Annotated in this window: 13 protein-coding genes; 3 read left to right on the top strand and 10 right to left on the bottom strand. The window is 67.3% G+C overall.

The features are described 5' to 3' along the window. Nucleotides 1–188 precede the first annotated feature (188 nt). A complete protein-coding gene (locus NU1_RS33880) occupies nucleotides 189–4,190 on the top strand; it encodes a Pls/PosA family non-ribosomal peptide synthetase (RefSeq protein WP_067527879.1) in 4,002 nt (1,333 codons plus the stop codon). Further along, nucleotides 4,190–5,527 carry a M1 family metallopeptidase gene (locus NU1_RS33875; RefSeq protein ID WP_067527881.1) on the top strand — a complete coding sequence of 446 codons (1,338 nt, stop codon included), beginning with the start codon at nucleotides 4,190–4,192 and terminating at the stop codon, nucleotides 5,525–5,527. The genes NU1_RS33880 and NU1_RS33875 overlap by 1 nt, the downstream gene beginning before the upstream one ends. A gap of 474 nt (nucleotides 5,528–6,001) precedes the next feature. Here NU1_RS33875 and NU1_RS33870 read toward each other — a convergent pair whose 3' ends face one another. From NU1_RS33870 to NU1_RS33845, 6 genes are all read right to left on the bottom strand, one after another. Next, the gene (locus NU1_RS33870) at nucleotides 6,002–6,193 is read right to left on the bottom strand and encodes a hypothetical protein (protein ID WP_067527877.1); all 192 of its coding nucleotides are present in this window, start codon (nucleotides 6,191–6,193) and stop codon (nucleotides 6,002–6,004) included. Nucleotides 6,194–6,457: 264 nt separating this feature from the next. Further along, nucleotides 6,458–7,444 carry an AraC family transcriptional regulator ligand-binding domain-containing protein gene (locus NU1_RS33865; protein WP_084522065.1) on the bottom strand — a complete coding sequence of 329 codons (987 nt, stop codon included), beginning with the start codon at nucleotides 7,442–7,444 and terminating at the stop codon, nucleotides 6,458–6,460. 7 nt (nucleotides 7,445–7,451) lie between these two features. Continuing rightward, complete coding sequence (locus NU1_RS33860; RefSeq protein ID WP_067527821.1) at nucleotides 7,452–8,333, bottom strand: AraC family transcriptional regulator ligand-binding domain-containing protein; 882 nt, start codon at nucleotides 8,331–8,333, stop codon at nucleotides 7,452–7,454. A 286-nt stretch (nucleotides 8,334–8,619) separates the two neighbouring features. After that, nucleotides 8,620–9,297, bottom strand: coding sequence for an isochorismatase family protein (locus NU1_RS33855; protein ID WP_067527819.1), 678 nt, complete (start codon nucleotides 9,295–9,297; stop codon nucleotides 8,620–8,622). A 67-nt stretch (nucleotides 9,298–9,364) separates the two neighbouring features. Beyond that, nucleotides 9,365–10,522: an isochorismate synthase gene (locus tag NU1_RS33850; RefSeq protein WP_157553389.1), complete on the bottom strand. Its 1,158-nt coding sequence runs from the start codon at nucleotides 10,520–10,522 to the stop codon at nucleotides 9,365–9,367. Between the two features lie 8 nt (nucleotides 10,523–10,530). After that, the gene (locus tag NU1_RS33845) at nucleotides 10,531–11,334 is read right to left on the bottom strand and encodes an SDR family oxidoreductase (RefSeq protein ID WP_067527818.1); all 804 of its coding nucleotides are present in this window, start codon (nucleotides 11,332–11,334) and stop codon (nucleotides 10,531–10,533) included. A gap of 103 nt (nucleotides 11,335–11,437) precedes the next feature. Here NU1_RS33845 and NU1_RS33840 point away from each other — a divergent pair, with 103 nt between their 5' ends. Then, on the top strand, nucleotides 11,438–13,087 hold the full coding sequence (locus NU1_RS33840) for a (2,3-dihydroxybenzoyl)adenylate synthase (protein ID WP_067527817.1): 1,650 nt from the start codon (nucleotides 11,438–11,440) through the stop codon (nucleotides 13,085–13,087). A 53-nt stretch (nucleotides 13,088–13,140) separates the two neighbouring features. Here NU1_RS33840 and NU1_RS33835 read toward each other — a convergent pair whose 3' ends face one another. Genes NU1_RS33835 through NU1_RS33820 form a run of 4 tightly spaced genes read right to left on the bottom strand, consistent with a single transcriptional unit; the run spans nucleotide 13,141 to nucleotide 16,429 of the window. After that, a complete protein-coding gene (locus tag NU1_RS33835; RefSeq protein ID WP_067527816.1) occupies nucleotides 13,141–13,380 on the bottom strand; it encodes a phosphopantetheine-binding protein in 240 nt (79 codons plus the stop codon). A 6-nt stretch (nucleotides 13,381–13,386) separates the two neighbouring features. Next, nucleotides 13,387–14,223: a siderophore-interacting protein gene (locus NU1_RS33830; protein WP_067527815.1), complete on the bottom strand. Its 837-nt coding sequence runs from the start codon at nucleotides 14,221–14,223 to the stop codon at nucleotides 13,387–13,389. Next, nucleotides 14,223–15,452, bottom strand: a complete 1,230-nt coding sequence (entS, locus tag NU1_RS33825) for an enterobactin transporter EntS (protein ID WP_067527814.1) — start codon at nucleotides 15,450–15,452, stop codon at nucleotides 14,223–14,225. Before entS ends, NU1_RS33830 begins: the two co-directional genes overlap by 1 nt. Next, on the bottom strand, nucleotides 15,449–16,429 hold the full coding sequence (locus NU1_RS33820; protein ID WP_245720430.1) for an ABC transporter substrate-binding protein: 981 nt from the start codon (nucleotides 16,427–16,429) through the stop codon (nucleotides 15,449–15,451). Before NU1_RS33820 ends, entS begins: the two co-directional genes overlap by 4 nt. Between the last annotated feature and the right edge of the window lie 16 nt (nucleotides 16,430–16,445).

Genomic DNA, 16,445 nt, shown 5'->3' with positions numbered 1-16,445 from the left:
CTATCTCGATGATTGCGATTTCACCAGCGTCGAGGGCTCGGAGTGCCCGGTTGCGTCGAACGGCCGATGACCGGTACCGCGGGTACCGTAGACAGTTGGTTACCTGTGGTGTTTGCCCACTGGTAACCCTCGTGTGAAACAACGGTCGACGAAAGCTGGGCAGTTCTCTGAGAGGTGGACGGGACGTGATGGTGCGGCCGCAGGTCGAGACCGCGACGGGTGAGAGCCCGATGCTGCGGGCCAATCTCGCGCCACCCGCGCGGACCCTGGTCCATATTTTGGCGGCCACGGCGCTGGAGCACCCGGACGCGTCCGCGATCGATGACGGCGAGGTGGTCCTCAGCTACACCGAGCTGGCGGCGGAGATCGATCGCGCGGTCGGGCGGCTGCGAGCGGCCGGGGTACGGGCCCGGGATCGGGTCGGGGTGCGGATGCCTTCGGGGACCCGGGACCTCTACGTCATGATTCTCGCCGTACTGCATGCGGGGGCCGCCTATGTCCCGGTGGACGCAGATGATCCCGACGAGCGGGCACGGCTGGTGTTCGGGGAGGCGCGGGTCAGCGCCATCGTCACCGGCGACGGTATCGAAAGCACCGGTGCGGCAACGGGATCCGCTGACGAGGCAGCCGCGAAACCGGCCATCGAGTCGCCGGGACAATCGGCCGCACCACCCACGCCCACCGACGACGCCTGGATTATCTTCACGTCCGGCTCCACCGGGACCCCGAAAGGTGTTGCGGTAACCCACCGCAATGCGGCCGCTTTCGTCGATGCCGAGGCTCGGCTCTTCCTGCCGAAGGCCCCGATCGGACCCGGCGACCGGGTCTTGGCAGGACTGTCGGTCGCGTTCGATGCCTCCTGTGAGGAAATGTGGCTGGCCTGGCGGAACGGGGCCTGCCTGGTGCCCGCGCCGCGGGCGCTGGTGCGTACCGGAGCCGATCTCGGGCCCTGGTTGGTGCGCCGCGAGATCAGCATCGTGTCCACGGTCCCCACCCTGGCCGCGACCTGGCCCGCCGAGGCCCTCGATTCGGTGCGGCTGCTCATCTTCGGCGGTGAGGCGGTACCCCCGGAACTCGCCGAACGCCTGGCCGGGAGCCCCGCGACGGACCCGGAGGAGGCTGCGGAGCACAACCCCGGGCAGCCCCGCGAACGCCGCCGAACCGATACGGGTTCCGAGCGAGAGGTGTGGAATACCTACGGCCCCACCGAGGCAACGGTGGTGGCCTGCGCCGCGCTATTGGACGGCAACTGGCCGGTACGGATCGGTCTACCCCTGGACGGCTGGGACCTGGTCGTGGTCGACGCTGCCGGAAATCCGGTGGGCGAGGGCGAATCCGGTGAACTCGTTATCGGCGGCGTCGGGCTGGCGCGCTATCTGGATCCGGCCAAGGATGCCGAGAAGTACGCGCCGCTGGCATCGGTCGGTTGGGAACGGGCCTACCGCAGCGGCGATCTGGTCCGCAATGACCGGGCAGGCCTGGTATTCCTGGGCCGCGCCGACGATCAGATCAAACTCGGTGGTCGTCGTATCGAACTGGGCGAGATCGATAATGCGCTACAGCACCTGCCGGGTGTGACCGGTGCCGCCGCCGCCATCCGCAATACCAAGGCGGGCAATAAGATCCTGGTCGGCTATCTCACCGGGCCCGCCGCCGACTACGACATCAAGGCGGCAAGGGCCATACTCGCCGAACAACTCCCGGCCCCGCTCGTCCCTCGGCTCGCTGTCATCGCCGAACTGCCGACCCGCACCTCGGGCAAGGTGGACCGCAACGCACTGCCCTGGCCACTGCCGAAGGCGACCGATACCGATACCGGACTCACCCCGACCCAGCAATGGGTTGCCGGACTGTGGGATTCGATTCTCGGCGCCGAGGTCACCGACCCGAACGCGGATTTCTTCGATCTCGGCGGCGGCTCACTGGCGGCGGCACAGCTGGTCACCGCCCTGCGCGAACGCTATCCGACGATCGCGGTCGCCGACCTCTACGACCATCCCCGGCTCGGTGCGCTGGCCGGTCTGCTCGATGACCGAGCGCCCGCCGTCGCCGTCACCGAACGTACGGTCCGTCCGATTCGATTCCGCGCCCAGCTGTTCCAGGTGCTGGCCACCATTCCGCTGACCACCCTCACCGGCCTGCAATGGCTCACCTGGCTGGCCATTGTCGGCAATATCGCGGCCTGGTCCGGTTCCCTGCCCTGGCTGCCGCAGCTGTCCTGGTGGTGGGCGCTGATCGCCTTCACCCTGTTCATTTCCCCACCCGGACGCATGGCATTGTGCGTGGCCGGTTCCCGGCTGCTGCTGCGCGGTATCGCGCCGGGTAGCCATCCGCGCGGCGGCTCGGCGCACCTGCGGCTGTGGACCGCGGTACGACTGTCGGAGGCCAGCGGGGCCGAGAACCTCTCCGGCGCACCGTGGATGGTGCCGTTCGCGCGGGCGCTCGGCGCGAAGATCGGCAAGGGCGTCGATCTGCATACGCTGCCGCCGGTGACGGGCATGCTCGAACTCGGCGACGGGTGCAGTGTGGAACCAGAGGTCGACCTGTCCGGTTACTGGATCGACGGCGACCTGGTGCATATCGGGCCGATCAGCATCGGCTCGGGCGCGGTCATCGGTGCGCGATCGATCCTGCTACCCGGCACCAGAATCGGCAGGAATGCCGAAATCGCCCCGGGCTCCGCGGTATCGGGCAAGGTCAAGGCCGACCAGGAGTGGGCCGGCTCACCCGCGGTCAAAGTCGGTAAGGCGCAGCATCGCTGGCCCGACCACACCCCGGCGCGGGCCGCGCACTGGGTCGCGATCTTCGGTATCACCTCGATGGTGCTGGCCGCCGTACCGATCCTTGGACTGGGTACCGGCGGCGTCTTCATCGCCTGGTGGATTCGCGATACCGCCACCCTCACGGCGGGACTCGGCAGCGCCTTCGCCATCCTGCCGCTCGCGACCCTGCTCAGCCTGGCCGTGTACGCCGCGGTGACCATTATCGCGGTACGCCTGTTCAGCATCGGCCTGACCGAGGGCTACCACCCGGTGCGCAGCCGAATCGGCTGGCAGGTCTGGGCTACCGAACGCCTCCTGGACTCGGCCCGCACCTTCCTGTTCCCGCTCTACGCCAGCCTGTTGACCCCGGTGTGGCTGCGGCTGCTCGGGGCGAAGGTCGGTAAGCGGGTGGAGGCGTCCACGGTGCTGCTGCTGCCGAAATTCACCACCGTCGCCGACGGTGCGTTCCTCGCCGACGACACCATGATCGCCAGCTATGAACTCGGAGGCGGGTGGTTGCGGATCGGTGAGTCCAAGGTCGGCAAGCGTGCCTTCCTCGGTAACTCGGGTATGACCGCGCCGGGCCGTCGCGTCCCGAAAAATGGTCTGGTGGCGGTGCTTTCGGCCGCACCGTCGAAGTCCAAGGCGGGGTCGTCGTGGCTGGGCAGCCCGCCGGTGCGGTTGCGCCGCGCGGCCGAATCCACCGATACCGCGCGCACCTTCAACCCGCCGCCGCATCTGTTCCTGGCCCGCGGCTTCGTGGAGACCTGCCGACTGATCCCGGTGCTGGTGACCTTCGCCATCGGCCTCGGCGTGCTGTTCACCCTCGCCTGGCTCGCCCAGACCCTCGGCCATCTGCCCACCGCGCTGCTGAGCGGACTGGTACTGCTGAGCGCGGGCGCGGTCGCCGGGATCGTCTCCGTTGCCGCGAAATGGTTGTTGGTCGGGCGGATTCGCGCCGAGGAGCATCCGCTGTGGAGTTCGTTCGTCTGGCGCAATGAGGTCGCCGACACCTTTGTCGAGCATGTCGCGGCACCGTGGTTCGCTCGCGCCGCCACCGGCACACCCGTACTCAATGTGTGGTTGCGGGGGCTCGGGGCCGAGATCGGCCGTGGCGTATGGTGCGAATCCTATTGGCTGCCGGAGGCCGACCTGGTGACTCTCGGCGACGGCGCGACCGTGGAAAGGGGCTGTGTGGTGCAAACCCACCTGTTCCACGATCGAATCATGGCCATGGACACCGTAACCCTGGGCGCGGGAGCGACCCTCGGGCCGCACTGTGTCGCACTGCCCGCCGCCAGTATCGGCGCGGGCGCGACCATCGGCCCGGCCTCGCTGGTCATGCGCGGTGATACCGTGCCGCCGTCCAGCCGGTGGTGGGGAAATCCGATCGCGCCGTGGCCCGGCTCGACGGAAGCGGCACGGTAATGCGGAATAAATTCTACGAGGAACCCATCGACGAGTACCTGCCGCAGAACGGAAACCGCGGGTACCGGGTATCGCGATACGAGCTGGGGCTGGTCTACAAGGTTTCCAGCAACCGGCTGTCCGGCCGCGCGGAAATCACCGCGGTCACCACCGGTATCCGAGATCGCTTCTCGTTGGACCTGTCACAGGCGCTGGGCGTCTCCAAGGTATTGGTCAATGGCGCCAAGGCCGCGAAATACGTGCACCAGCAAGGCAAATTGGTGATCACCCCGCAGCAGCGGATTCCGGCGGGCGGGGCACTCGCGCTGGTCGTCCAGTACGCGGGCGCGCCGAAACCGGTACGCGGTCCGTGGGGCGAGGTCGGCTGGGAGGAACTCGCCGAGGGTGCGCTGGTGGCGAGCCAGCCCAATGGTGCCGCCTCCTGGTTTCCCTGTGACGACCACCCGAGTTCCAAAGCCAGCTACCGTATTTCGATTACGACCGACAGCCCGTACTACGCGCTGGCCAACGGCACCCTGACCCACAAGCAGACCCGGGCCAGCCAAACCACCTGGGTGTATGAACAATCCGAACCCATGGCGACCTACCTGGCCACCATCCAGATCGGGCACTACCGCAAACAGCGCATCGACACCGCGCGCGGAACGGTGCCCATGCACGCCGTCCTCCCACCTCGGCTGCGCGTCGCCTTCGAGCACGATTTCGCGCGGCAACCGCAGATGATGGCGACCTTCGCCGATAGGTTCGGCCCCTACCCCTTCGACGGGTACACGGTGCTGGTCACCGATGATGATCTCGAGATTCCCATTGAGGCTCAGGGTATTTCGGTCTTCGGCGCGAACCACTGCGATGGCCACCGCGGCTCCGAACGCCTCGTCGCCCACGAACTGGCCCACCAGTGGTTCGGCAATAGCCTCACCATCGGCCAGTGGCGCGATATCTGGCTGCACGAGGGCTTCGCCTGTTACGCCGAATGGATCTGGGCGGAGGCCGCCGGCGATGCCACGGCAGACACCCTGGCCCGCGCCGCCCACCACAACCTCGCCCGGCTCCCGCAGGACATCATGCTCAGCGACCCCGGCCCCGGCCGCATGTTCGACGACCGCGTCTACAAGCGCGGTGCGCTCACGCTGCACGCCCTCCGCCTGGAACTCGGCGACCCCGCCTTCTTCAACCTGCTGCGCGAATGGACCGCCCGCTATCGCCACGCCTCGGTCACCGTCGACGAATTCACCGATCTGGCGGGGCATTACAGCTCGGTGCCGCTGCGACCGCTCTGGGACAGCTGGCTGCACAGCGCGCCACTGCCGCAGCTACCGGCAAATCGGACAGCCTGAGCGCCAAAACGTTCCGGCCCGCAAGTTTCGGCGTGCCCTGACAGGTCCACTGGCACACTGGCAGTGCCGGGAAGTTCGTTCTTCGGAACCGCGCGGCATCGGGTGTCGATCGTGTGGACGAGAGCGTGCTCGCATGTCGCAGAGGTCGAATGACTCCGGATCCCGAAGTGAGAACGTGGTACTTCTAGCGGCCGGGCTAGCCGATCTCGCGCTCAGCCGGGTGGGTCCGGTGGTGGACCGAGCGCTGGGCCTCTTGCGGGCCACCGGCTGACGAGCCCCGGCAGCAGTCCTGCGCGCAGCGCCTCTTGTCAGTCCGCCGCGCGTCGCCGGAATCCACATCCGAACGGTGCCCGGGCAGTGTGGATCCCGGCCAAAAACACGCCGGGATGACGGGACGCGGCGGTCGCGAAACGTGCGGTAATTCCGGTTACTCGCTAATTCCGGTTACTCGCTCAGTGCGACGTTCCCCGCGGCCTACTGCTTGATGAAAGTGGCGGCCACATTCCAGAAGGTGGTGGGGTCGACGCTGTGGAAGTCCCAGGTTTCTGCCAGACCGTGCGTCACCGTGACGATCGCGGGGATATCGAAGTCGTCGCGGGTGGCGGTGCCCTTGGCCTCGAGAGCGGTAATGACGTAAGCGGTTGCGGTGGCTGCGGTATGAGGCAAGACGAGCTCCAATCGGGGGCCGGACGGATCGGTCACGCGAGTATGAATGCGTGGCCGGGGGCATCGTCGACCACGGCCACACATTCGAACGCTGGTCACGCGAATCCCCGCGTCGGGTCACCCAGCGTTTCCGTCCAGTCTCATTTACGGCCCACGACGCGTGGGAGTTCCGAAAGCGCCAACTCCGGCGCGGACACGCCAACCTCTTGCCGAGAAGTTGCCGAAAATACGATCGTCCGTGCTGAGATTCGGCGTATGTGACCATCAGGGCCGGTCGCGCCAGCGTTGTACGGAGCGACGCAGACTGGCCGGATCGGAATAGCCGAGAAGTTCGGCCTGCCGGGCGCGCGGGAGATCGGCGACGTTCTCCAGGCGGCGGCGGCGGGCGCGATCGAGTTCGCGACGCCAGCTGGTACCGGATTCGGCCAGGCGGCGCTGCAGCGACCGCGGTGAGGTGAGTAGGCGACGGGCGACCGCGTCGAGGGTAACCGGGCCCTCCGCCAACGCCACGTCGAGGGCGGCGGCCAGCCGGTCGATCAGGGTGACGGTGAATTCGGGGGGCGCGGGCATGGTGGCGGCGTAACCGTGCAATACGGCCGACAGTGTCGGGTCGGCCGTGGTGACGGGGAGTTCGAGATCGGCGGCGCGCAGTGTCAGCGTATCGGCCACGGCTCCGAATTCGATCGCGCTTGTGCCGAATAGCTCGATGAACGCGTCGACCGCGCCGATGGTGGGCTGGCGAAAGGTCAGCCGCACCGGATCCACGCGAGCACGGGTGGCCGCGCGGGCTCGGGTGGTCAATAGCGCGAAGGCGGCGTGCATCAACAGCTCCCGACCGCGACTGTCGTCGGGGGCGCACAGCAGTTCGTAGGTGACCTCGGCGTCGGTGCGGTGCGCGATCCTCAGGGCGTAACTGGTTGTGAGACTACCGAAGTGCCGTATGCAGGTATCGATAGCCGCGCCGAGGGTCGGAGCCGACAGGAAGAGGTACTCCAGCAGTCCGAGATGACCGATGGCGGTGTCGGTGGCAACCCGCAGGGCAATCTCCGGATCCCCGGACTCCTGTTCCAGCAGCTCCCACAGTCGAGTGAAGTACCGCCGCGAAATCCGTTTGCTCTCACCGCCTTCCGTCCAGGACGGCACTCCGGCCGCCCGCGCGAGCCGGTCCGGATCGAACCCGGCGCTCCCTGCCCAGCCCAGCACGAATCGCGCCATCAGAATGCTGTCGGACCACTCCGATCGGGTATGCACGGACGAGCTACAGACGTTCGAGATCCCGCTTGCGAGCGCGTTCCACCTCGAGCCGCCACGTGGTGCCGGATTCGGCCAGGCGCCGCTGCAGGGTTCGCGGACTGGTGAACAGGCGGCGCGATATCGCCTCGAGCGACGGTTCCCCTTCGCACAGCACCTCTTCCAGCACGGCCGCCACCCGATCCGGCCATTCGGTGGCGCGCGGCGGTGGCGGCGGCATGCTGGCCGCGTACCGGCGCAAGACCTCGGCCAGCATGGGGTCGGCGGTCACCTGCGGCAGGTCGAAATCGGAGAGTCGGTAGGTCATGCTGTTGACCGGAGCCTCGAAATCCAGCTGGGCGGAACCGAAATGGTCTACGAAGGCATTGCTGCGGTGTGGCGCCCGCTGCTGGAAGGTCATTCGCACCGGATCCACCGGCAACCCGGTGACCTGCCGAATCCGCGATACCAGAATGCCCAGTGAGGATTGCACACTCAGATCCCGGCCATGGCCCTCGGCATTGACCATGTACAGGTTGAAGGTCGCCTCGGTCTCGGTCTGCTCACCGGGATCCATCCGGAAGTTGGTACTCACCGCACCGACATACGGACCCACCACCCCCAGTCCCTCACCGAGCGTATCGGCGGTAGAGATCAGGTAATCGAACAATCCGAGATCGCCGATGCGGTACTCGCCCACCGCCTTCAGCGTCGTATCCGGGTCGCCCACCGCATGTTCCAGCAATTCCCACAGTCGCGGGTAGTACTCACTGGCGACCCGGGCGTTGCTGTCGTCGAGCAGCCAGCTCGGCATACCGGCCTCGCGCGCGAGCCTGTTCGGGTCGATGCCCGCCGCTGCCGCGCGAGACAGGATGAACCTGGGCATCAGAACGGTATCGGAGGTGTGCATTCAGCAATGGTGCGGCGCGGTACCGGGCAAATTCCGGGGATTCGCCGAACTGTGCGCCACCACACCGACGCCGGGTCGCGGGGCGATCTTCACCCCCGGCGTGCGCGGCGACTTCGTCGGCACCGTCGCGCGGCACACATTCCCGAGCCCGGCGAGATCCACTTCGCGATCCGGCCGTAGCAGCGGTAGCCCACACCACCGCTGCGAGCAGCCGGTCCGCGCCCTGCGGCAGCGCCCGCCGCGCACATCCGGTAATCGCGGCGAGCGCAGCCGATCGTCGATGGTGTCAGAAAGCCGATACCGAGGGATCAGCGACAGCGCGGGCAGGGGCGTCGCCGAGTTCTCCCAGGATTTCGGCGGTACTGAGTACCGCCCCGCAGCGGCGGGCCGTGTAGTTCAGCGCCATGAGGTGTTCCTCGCGGCTGAAGTCGGCGGTGGCGTCGAGGGCCAGGAAGGGGCGAACGTCGCTCATGAAGGCTTCCGCGGCGCTCAGCAGGCAACCCATGTGGGTGTAGACGCCGGTGATCATGAGGTGGTCGCGGTTGTAGTAGCCGAGGAGTTCACGGAGGTCGGTGCGCTGGAAGGCGGAGTAGCGCCATTTGGTGACCTGGATATCGCGGTCGTCGGGGCGCAGGTCGGCGATGACTTCGGTATCGGGGCCGTGGGACATGCCGGTGCCCCAGAAATCGGCGAGAATACCGCGGCGTGAGGGGTGCTGGTTACCGGGCTGCATGGTGTAGATGACCGGTATTCCCAACTCGTGGCAGCGATGTCGAATCGCGGTGATATTCGCGATCAGGGTGCTGGCCGGATCCCGGTCGGTGTCGTAGGCCGTCAGGAAGTACTGCTGCATGTCATGGATCAGCAGCGCCGTACGCGTGGGGTCGAGGTGCCACGACACCTGATTCGGGGTGACCTCGCCGGGGCTGGGCATCGTGTAGGGCGCGATGGGGGGAATGGGCATGGCAGTCTCCGGGTGATCGTATGGGTGACGTTGGCCGGTGGCCGGAAGGGTGACCGCGGTGCGCCGATCAGGCGACCGTGACCGGGAGGTCCGAGATACCGAGTGGACCGAGAATGCGCTGGAATTTGCCCGTGGTTTCGGCCAATTCGGCCGCGGGGTCGGATTCGGCGACAATGCCGCCGCCCGCGTGGGCGAGCAGGCTCAGGCCGTCGGCGGCGAGTTCGGCGCAGCGGATGCTGACCATCCACTCGCCATTGCCCTCGGCATCGCACCAGCCGACCGCACCCGCGTAGAAGCCACGGTCACCCTCGATTTCCGCGATCAGGCGTGCGGCATCGGCGGTAGGCGTACCGCAGATGGCGGGTGTGGGGTGCAGCGCCGCGGCCAACTCCAATGCCGATGGGCCGTCGACCGGCACCGTAGCGGTGATCGGGGTGCCCAGATGCCACATCTCCGGCGTACCGGTGAGCTCCGGGCTGCCGGGAGTGCGCACACTGGCGCACCGGTCGCGCAGCACCCCACTGACCTGATCGGTCACGTACCGGTGTTCGTGCTGATCCTTCGAGGAGGCCAAGAGATTGTCGGCCGCCCTCCGGTCGGCATCGGAATCAGTTGCGCGACGGGCCGATCCGGCCAGCGGGTGACTGAGCACCTCGGTACCTTCGCGCCGGATCAGGATTTCGGGGCTGGAGCCCACGAGATGCCGCCCCCGGTACGGCATTCCAGCGGCGGACAGGTCGACGAGGAATCCATTGCCGACCGGGTCGGTGGATACCAGCAGGTCCAACAGTTCCGCAGGACGCATTCGCTGACTGGCGCGCGCTCGAATAGCCCTGGCCAATACGACTTTTCGAATCGGATGGGTGGGATCGGCCAGTAGCCGCACCGCGGCGGCGACCCGCTGCGTATGGGTATCCGGTGGTGGCAGTGCCGTGTCGATCTCGAAGTGCGGCAGCCCATTCGGCATGGCTGGCCGATAGCCGGTATCGGTGACCGATACCGATTCCGGCGCGAACAGCGCCGCCGGTGCGCCGGGCGAGAAGGGCAACGCGCCGACGATATGGCCGACCTGCCCGCCGCGCAATGCGGTCACTGCCTCCTGGGCGGAATGGAATACCCGGCCGACTCCCTGCGCGACCACGGTCCGATGTGGACGGGCCAGGACAAAGGCGGGCTCCGATGGATCTGCTGAGGTCTCAGCTGATATGTCAAAAATGGGGATCATCCTCTCGGTCACATATCGAGCGTTGCGCCGCCATCCACCCGCAGATCGTGCATGGTGATGTGGCGAGCGTCGGCGGATACCAGAAAGCGGACCGCCGCGGCGATATCGGCGGGAGCGGCAATGCGCCGCAGGGGAATTCCGAGGCGGTAGGCCGTCGGGTCACCGGCGAGCAGACCGGCGCGCGCGGTGTCGTCGAGGGGTTGGTCCGCATCGGTGTACAGGCCGCGCAGCATGGCGGTATCCGTCGAGCCCGGCGATACCAGATTCACGCGCACTCCGTGCGGGGCGACCTGTAGGGCGAGTGCGCGCGTGAACGCCGTCGCCGCCGCCTTCGACGCGCAGTAGGCAGCCATACCGACGCGCGGAGTGCTTGCGGCATTGGAGGATACGACCACGATCGACCCGCTCCCGGCCGCGACCATGGCGCGCGCGGCACGCTGGGTGACATACATGGTCCCGGTGGCATTCACGGATACGCTGCGGTCCCAGTCCTGCGGGCTCACCTCGAGGGCGGTGCCGGGGAGCATGATTCCGGCGGCATGCACAACCACATCGGGCGCACCGTACTCGACGGCGAGCTTGTCGAAAGCCTCGCCGACCGCCACCCGGTCTGTCACATCCACTTCGGCCGCCCGCACCACTGCCGTTGTTCCGGAAGCGATTTCACGCGCGACATGGTGGACCTGCGGATCTCTGTCCCACAGCGCGAGCACCCGCGCGCCTGCCACGAGTTCGGCGGCGACCGCCGCCCCGATACCCGCGGCGGCACCCGTGACCACAACCACCCGCGCACCCGAATCGATCATGAGCATAAGGTTAGCCTAACCTGATAAGAATAGGTGGCGCTCCTATCCGACCGCGATATCCGAGGTCGAGCGCAGAGACCCCGCCCGACCTGAAAAGAGGTGTCCCACAATGTCATCGACCGTCCTTCCCGGATTCACACCGTGGCCGTCGGCAGACGCACAGCGGTACCGAGACCTGAACTGCTGGACCGGAGAAACATTCGGGGACGTCCTGACCGCCCGCGCGGCGGCCGCCCCCGACGCGATCGCCGTCGTCGACGACGCGAACCGCTGGTCCTACGCCGAACTCGACCACCGCTCGCGAGCGCTGGCGACGGGACTGTCCCGGCTCGGCATCCGCCGTCACGACCGGGTGCTCGTACAGCTGCCCAATCGCGCCGAATTCGTCGAGGTGATCTTCGCGCTGTTTCGGCTGGGCGCACTGCCGGTGTTCTGCCTGCCCGCGCATCGCCAGGCCGAACTGGTGCCCATTGCCACGGCCAGCGCCGCGGTGGCCATCATCACCTGCGGCACGCACCAGCGCTTCGATTATGCGGCTCTGGCGGATTCGATCCGACAACAGGTCGATACCCTGCGGCACCTGTTGATCGTCACCGACGACAGCGCGACCGCCCTGCCGGACGATGCGCGCGATATCGCCGAATTCCGCGACGAGCCAGCGGATCTGCCGGAGCCGAATGCGGTCGATGTCGCCTTCCTGCAACTGTCCGGAGGCAGTACCGGCATCCCGAAACTCATCCCCCGCACCCACGACGACTACCTCTACAGCGTCCGGCGCAGCGCCGAGGTCTGCGAACTCGGCAGCGACACCGTATATCTCGCGACACTGCCGGTGGCGCACAACTTTCCGATGAGTTCCCCGGGCATTCTGGGCGCGCTGTGGGCGGGTGGCACGATCGCTATGACACCGGACCCCACGCCCGCGACGGCCTTCCGGGCCATCGAACGATTCGGGGTCACCATTACCGGACTGGTGCCGCCGCTGGCGCGCCTGTGGGTGGAGCGCGCCGAAGCCGGGAATACCCCGGACCTTTCGACGCTGCGCGTGGTCCAGGTGGGCGGCGCACGCTGTCAGGAGGAGCTCGCGCGCCGCGTCGGACCGGCCCTGGGCGTGACCCTGCAACAGGTATTCGGTATGGCCGAAGGTCTGGTCTGCTACACGCGATTGGACGATCCGATCGACGTGGTGGTCGGCACCCAGGGCCGTCCCATGTCCGAGCACGACCGGCTCGCGGTTGTCGACGATGACGGCAACGAGGTGCCGCCGGGCACCGATGGCAATCTGATCACGCACGGCCCGTACACAATTCGCGGCTACTACGACAATGTGGAAGCCAATGCCCGCAGTTTCACCGCCGACGGGTGGTATCGCACCGGTGACATCGTGAACCTTCGACCCGATGGCAACCTGGTCGTCGGGGGCCGAGCCGGAGACTGGGTGAACCGGGGCGGCGAGAAGGTGTCGGCCGAGGAGTTGGAGGCGCACCTGCTCGACCATCCGGACATCCGCGACGCGGTGATTATCGGAACGCCCGATCCAGTACTGGGGCAACGTATCTGCGCGTTCGTCCAGCCCGCCGACCCGGCCCACCGGCCTTCCCTGATGACGGTCCGCACCTTCATTCGCGAACGTGGCGTCGCGGCCTGGAAAATGCCGGATGCCGTGGTGATCGTCGATCAGTTCCCCGAGACCGGGGTCGGTAAGACCAGCCGCCGCGACCTGCGCCAGCTGCTCGCCGATGGGGCACACCAGAATTGAGCCGGTGGGTGGCGCGGTCACGACAACCCGCACGGCATGCGCCGCGCCACCTTTCACGATAGGACTTCGAGCCAGGATCCCAGCACCGGATCCGAGGCGAGCGTGGGGAAGTCGATATGCTCGTGGCCCGCTGCCCGCCACTTCTCCACCAGCGACATAATGCGGACCGAATCCAATCCGGCATCGAGGAGGTTGGTCTCGACGGTCAGCTCATCCGGACTCACGCCCAGAGCCGCTGCCACCTCGTCGATTACGCGCTGTCGGTCCGCGATGGCGGTTTTCTCGTTCGTCATGATCCCTCACTCGTCTCGGTCGTAGTCGGCGATGCCGCGCTTCCAATACCCGGCGATCAGGCAGTCCTTCGGGCCCACCCCGAGTTCGGTGCGAACCCAGCGGCGCAGCGGGCGCAGTACGCCCGCCTCGCCGGCCAGCCAGACGTAAACCCGCTCGCCCTCAGGTGCTTGCACGGTGCGCACGGCCTTTTCGAACGCGTCACCGGTACCCGGCTCGGCGTCGCCGCGATGCACCCAGCACACGTCGATGCCCGGCGGCGAGTCGATCGCGATCTGCTCCCCGGGTCCGCCCACCTCGATGAACGCCCATCCGGATGCCTCGCGCGGCAGCCATTCCAGCCAGCGGGCAATGGCGGGCAGGGCAGTGATATCACCGGCGAGCAGGTATTTGTCGTAGGTTTTCGGAACCACCACCCCGCCGGGCGGACCCGCGATGTGCATGGGGGTACCCGGGGTGGCCGCCAGCGCCCAATCCGAGGCCAGGCCGCCGGGATGAATGGCGAAATCGATATCCAGTTCCCGGTCTTCGGCACTGAATCGCCGCACCGTGTACTCGCGCGACATCGGTCGCGGGTTACCCCACTCCAGAGACAGTCCGTCCTTGCGCGGCAGCCGCAGCACCCCGTCTTCGCTCGGAAAAACAAGGCGCACATGCTCATCCGGCACATAGCTGTGGAAGTCGGCCAGATCCGCGCCACCGAAGGTGATGCGCACCAGCCCGGCACCCACCGGGACGACGCGGATGACCTCCACCGCACACAATCCGATCGGATACCCGACCTTGGCTCCGTGCTCACCCGACAGCACCTCGGCGATGCGTTCGGCGTAGGCGCCACGATCCATCAGGGCTTCTCCTTTGCGAACAGTGGTGCGGCGACAATGGCCGTCGCCACACCGAGTACCAGTACGGACAGCCCGTAGACCACGAGAGCGGTTCCGGGCTCGAAGAATTGGCCGACCACCCCGGCGACCATGGAGCCGACCGCCGTACCGGTCACGGCCTGCACCATGAGCAGGCCGGAGACGCGTCCGCGCAGTTCCTCGGGGGCCTGCTGCTGGAGCACCGTGTAGCGCAGCACCATATTCACCGCGCGGGCCATGCCGAATCCGGCCAGGCCGAGGAAGACGATGGCGGTATGCGGCGCGAGTCCGGCGATGATTACACCGAGGGGCATGAGTGCCAGCGAGATCAGCAGCGCGCGACCGGGGTTGCGATCGCGCCCGATCCAGCCGCTGGTGAGCGAGCCGAGTACCGCGCCCGCTCCGGAAGCGGCGTAGAGGATGCCCAGGGTCGTCGTTCCCGCACCGAGTTCGTGTTCGACCAGTGCGGGCAGCAGGACCAGCGGTCCACTCACCAGCATGGCGAGCAGTCCGGTCAGTAGTGCCATCCGGATAACCTTGTGCCGCATCGCGAATCGAATGCCGATCGCGAGCTCCCGGAGCGGGTGTTCGGTGACGCGCTGCGGAGGCGGTTGCGGTCCGATGGCCCGAATGAAGCCCACGGTGGCCACCGTCGCGCCCGCCGTGAGGAAGAAGGCGGGGCCGACACCGGTTTTCGCGATGAGCAGTCCGGCCAGCGCCGGTGTGATCATGGTGCCCAGGTCCGAGGTGAGGGCGGTGAGCGCACCGGCCGACGCCACCTTGTCACGCCCGACCAGCATGGGGACCAGCGCCATCATCGCCGACCCGCTGATACCACCGGCGAGGCCGTCCACCACGCCCGCGCCATAGATCACGCCCAGCATCGGGTGCGGGAGCAGCGCGTTCACGCCGAGTGCGAGAAAGCCGAGACCCGCTACGGTCCTGGACCATTGAATGACATCGCGCCGGTCGTACCGGTCGGCAATCACCCCGCCCGCCAGACTTCCGGCGAACAGGGCGATCGCGGTGACCGTGGTGACGCCGGCGACGTGCAGTGAGGATCCGGTGAGCTGATAGACCTGCACCGGCAGGGCCACCATGAGCAGCCCGATCCCGAGCACCGATACCAGCCGGGCCGCGAAGGCACAGCGGAATTCCCGGCTGGCTCGCAGCGGCGAGGTATCGATGAGCAGGCCGCCGACGGCTGTCACTTGAAGCGCTCCGCCAACAGGTCGAGGGTGCTCATGGCGCCGCGGTAGTCAGGACGCTGAGCCGTACCGGGCAGGTCGTAGACCTGGCCGGACTTGAAGGCCGGGAGCGTGGCCAGCAGCGCGTCTTCCTTCAGCTGCGCGATGGTGCGGCCACCTTCGAGCTGTACGACGAACAGCACCGGCGCGTCGACCACGGTGGTCACCATTTCCTGACTGAATGCCACCCAGTCGGCGGCCGCGGGCCGGGTCGGGTTACCGGCCTTGGCCTCCACCTTGTCGTCCACGGTGAAGCCGACCTCGGTCAGCAGTGCGGCGAGGGGGGTGCCGGGTGCGATCACCGAGGGCTTCAAATCCTTGCGCGACTGGAAGACCGACACCGCGCCGTGGGGCACCTTGATGCTGGACTTGACCGTCGCGACCTTGTCGTCGTACGCCGCGATCAGGCCGTCCACCTTGTCGGCGTGGTTCACCACCTCCGCGACCGCCTTCAGCTGGTCCTGCCAATTGGTGAGGTCGGACGGAATCAGCACGGTCGGGGCAATGGCGGTGAGCTTGTCGTAGGCATCGATGGACTGCTGGCCCGGGTAGCCCTGCCCGCCGCCGAGGATCAGATCCGGCTGCTGGGCGGCAATGAATTCCAGATTGATGTCCTCACCGGACGGAAGTACCTGGGTGTCCTGCTTTTTGGCATCCTCGGACCAGGACGGCGGGAACTCACCGGACCTGTTCGTGACACCGAGCACGCGCGGGTCCGCGGCCTTCACATTGGCACCGAGATCGTAGAGATATCCGGCCAACGAACCGTTGACGACGACAATGCGCTGCGGATCGGCGGGCACCGCGACGGCACCGCGTTCGGTCTGTACCTCGCGAGTACCGGACTTGCTCGTATCGTCGGCGGTGGAACTGCTACAGCCCGCCACCGCGACCAGCGCGAGAATCAGCAAGGCGACGGCGGCGCGCACGCGGGCCGTCATTCGGTACAGCGTCATT

Origin of the sequence: Nocardia uniformis NBRC 13702 (assembly GCF_001613345.1) — a bacterium.
GTDB classification, from domain to species: domain Bacteria; phylum Actinomycetota; class Actinomycetes; order Mycobacteriales; family Mycobacteriaceae; genus Nocardia; species Nocardia uniformis.
The sequence above is the reverse complement of the archived record's forward strand: the minus strand, read 5'-3'. Positions and strand labels throughout refer to the sequence as shown.

What these genes read in the sequence shown, in the direction of transcription:
- NU1_RS33835 (WP_067527816.1), bottom strand. Translation starts at nt 13,380, where the DNA reads ATGACGAACGAGAAAACCGCCATCGCGGACCGACAGCGCGTAATCGAC.
- NU1_RS33860 (WP_067527821.1), bottom strand. Translation starts at nt 8,333, where the DNA reads ATGCACACCTCCGATACCGTTCTGATGCCCAGGTTCATCCTGTCTCGC.
- NU1_RS33855 (WP_067527819.1), bottom strand. Translation starts at nt 9,297, where the DNA reads ATGCCCATTCCCCCCATCGCGCCCTACACGATGCCCAGCCCCGGCGAG.
- NU1_RS33850 (WP_157553389.1), bottom strand. Translation starts at nt 10,522, where the DNA reads ATGATCCCCATTTTTGACATATCAGCTGAGACCTCAGCAGATCCATCG.
- NU1_RS33820 (WP_245720430.1), bottom strand. Translation starts at nt 16,429, where the DNA reads ATGACGGCCCGCGTGCGCGCCGCCGTCGCCTTGCTGATTCTCGCGCTG.
- NU1_RS33875 (WP_067527881.1), top strand. Translation starts at nt 4,190, where the DNA reads ATGCGGAATAAATTCTACGAGGAACCCATCGACGAGTACCTGCCGCAG.
- NU1_RS33830 (WP_067527815.1), bottom strand. Translation starts at nt 14,223, where the DNA reads ATGGATCGTGGCGCCTACGCCGAACGCATCGCCGAGGTGCTGTCGGGT.
- NU1_RS33880 (WP_067527879.1), top strand. Translation starts at nt 189, where the DNA reads ATGGTGCGGCCGCAGGTCGAGACCGCGACGGGTGAGAGCCCGATGCTG.
- NU1_RS33845 (WP_067527818.1), bottom strand. Translation starts at nt 11,334, where the DNA reads ATGCTCATGATCGATTCGGGTGCGCGGGTGGTTGTGGTCACGGGTGCC.
- NU1_RS33840 (WP_067527817.1), top strand. Translation starts at nt 11,438, where the DNA reads ATGTCATCGACCGTCCTTCCCGGATTCACACCGTGGCCGTCGGCAGAC.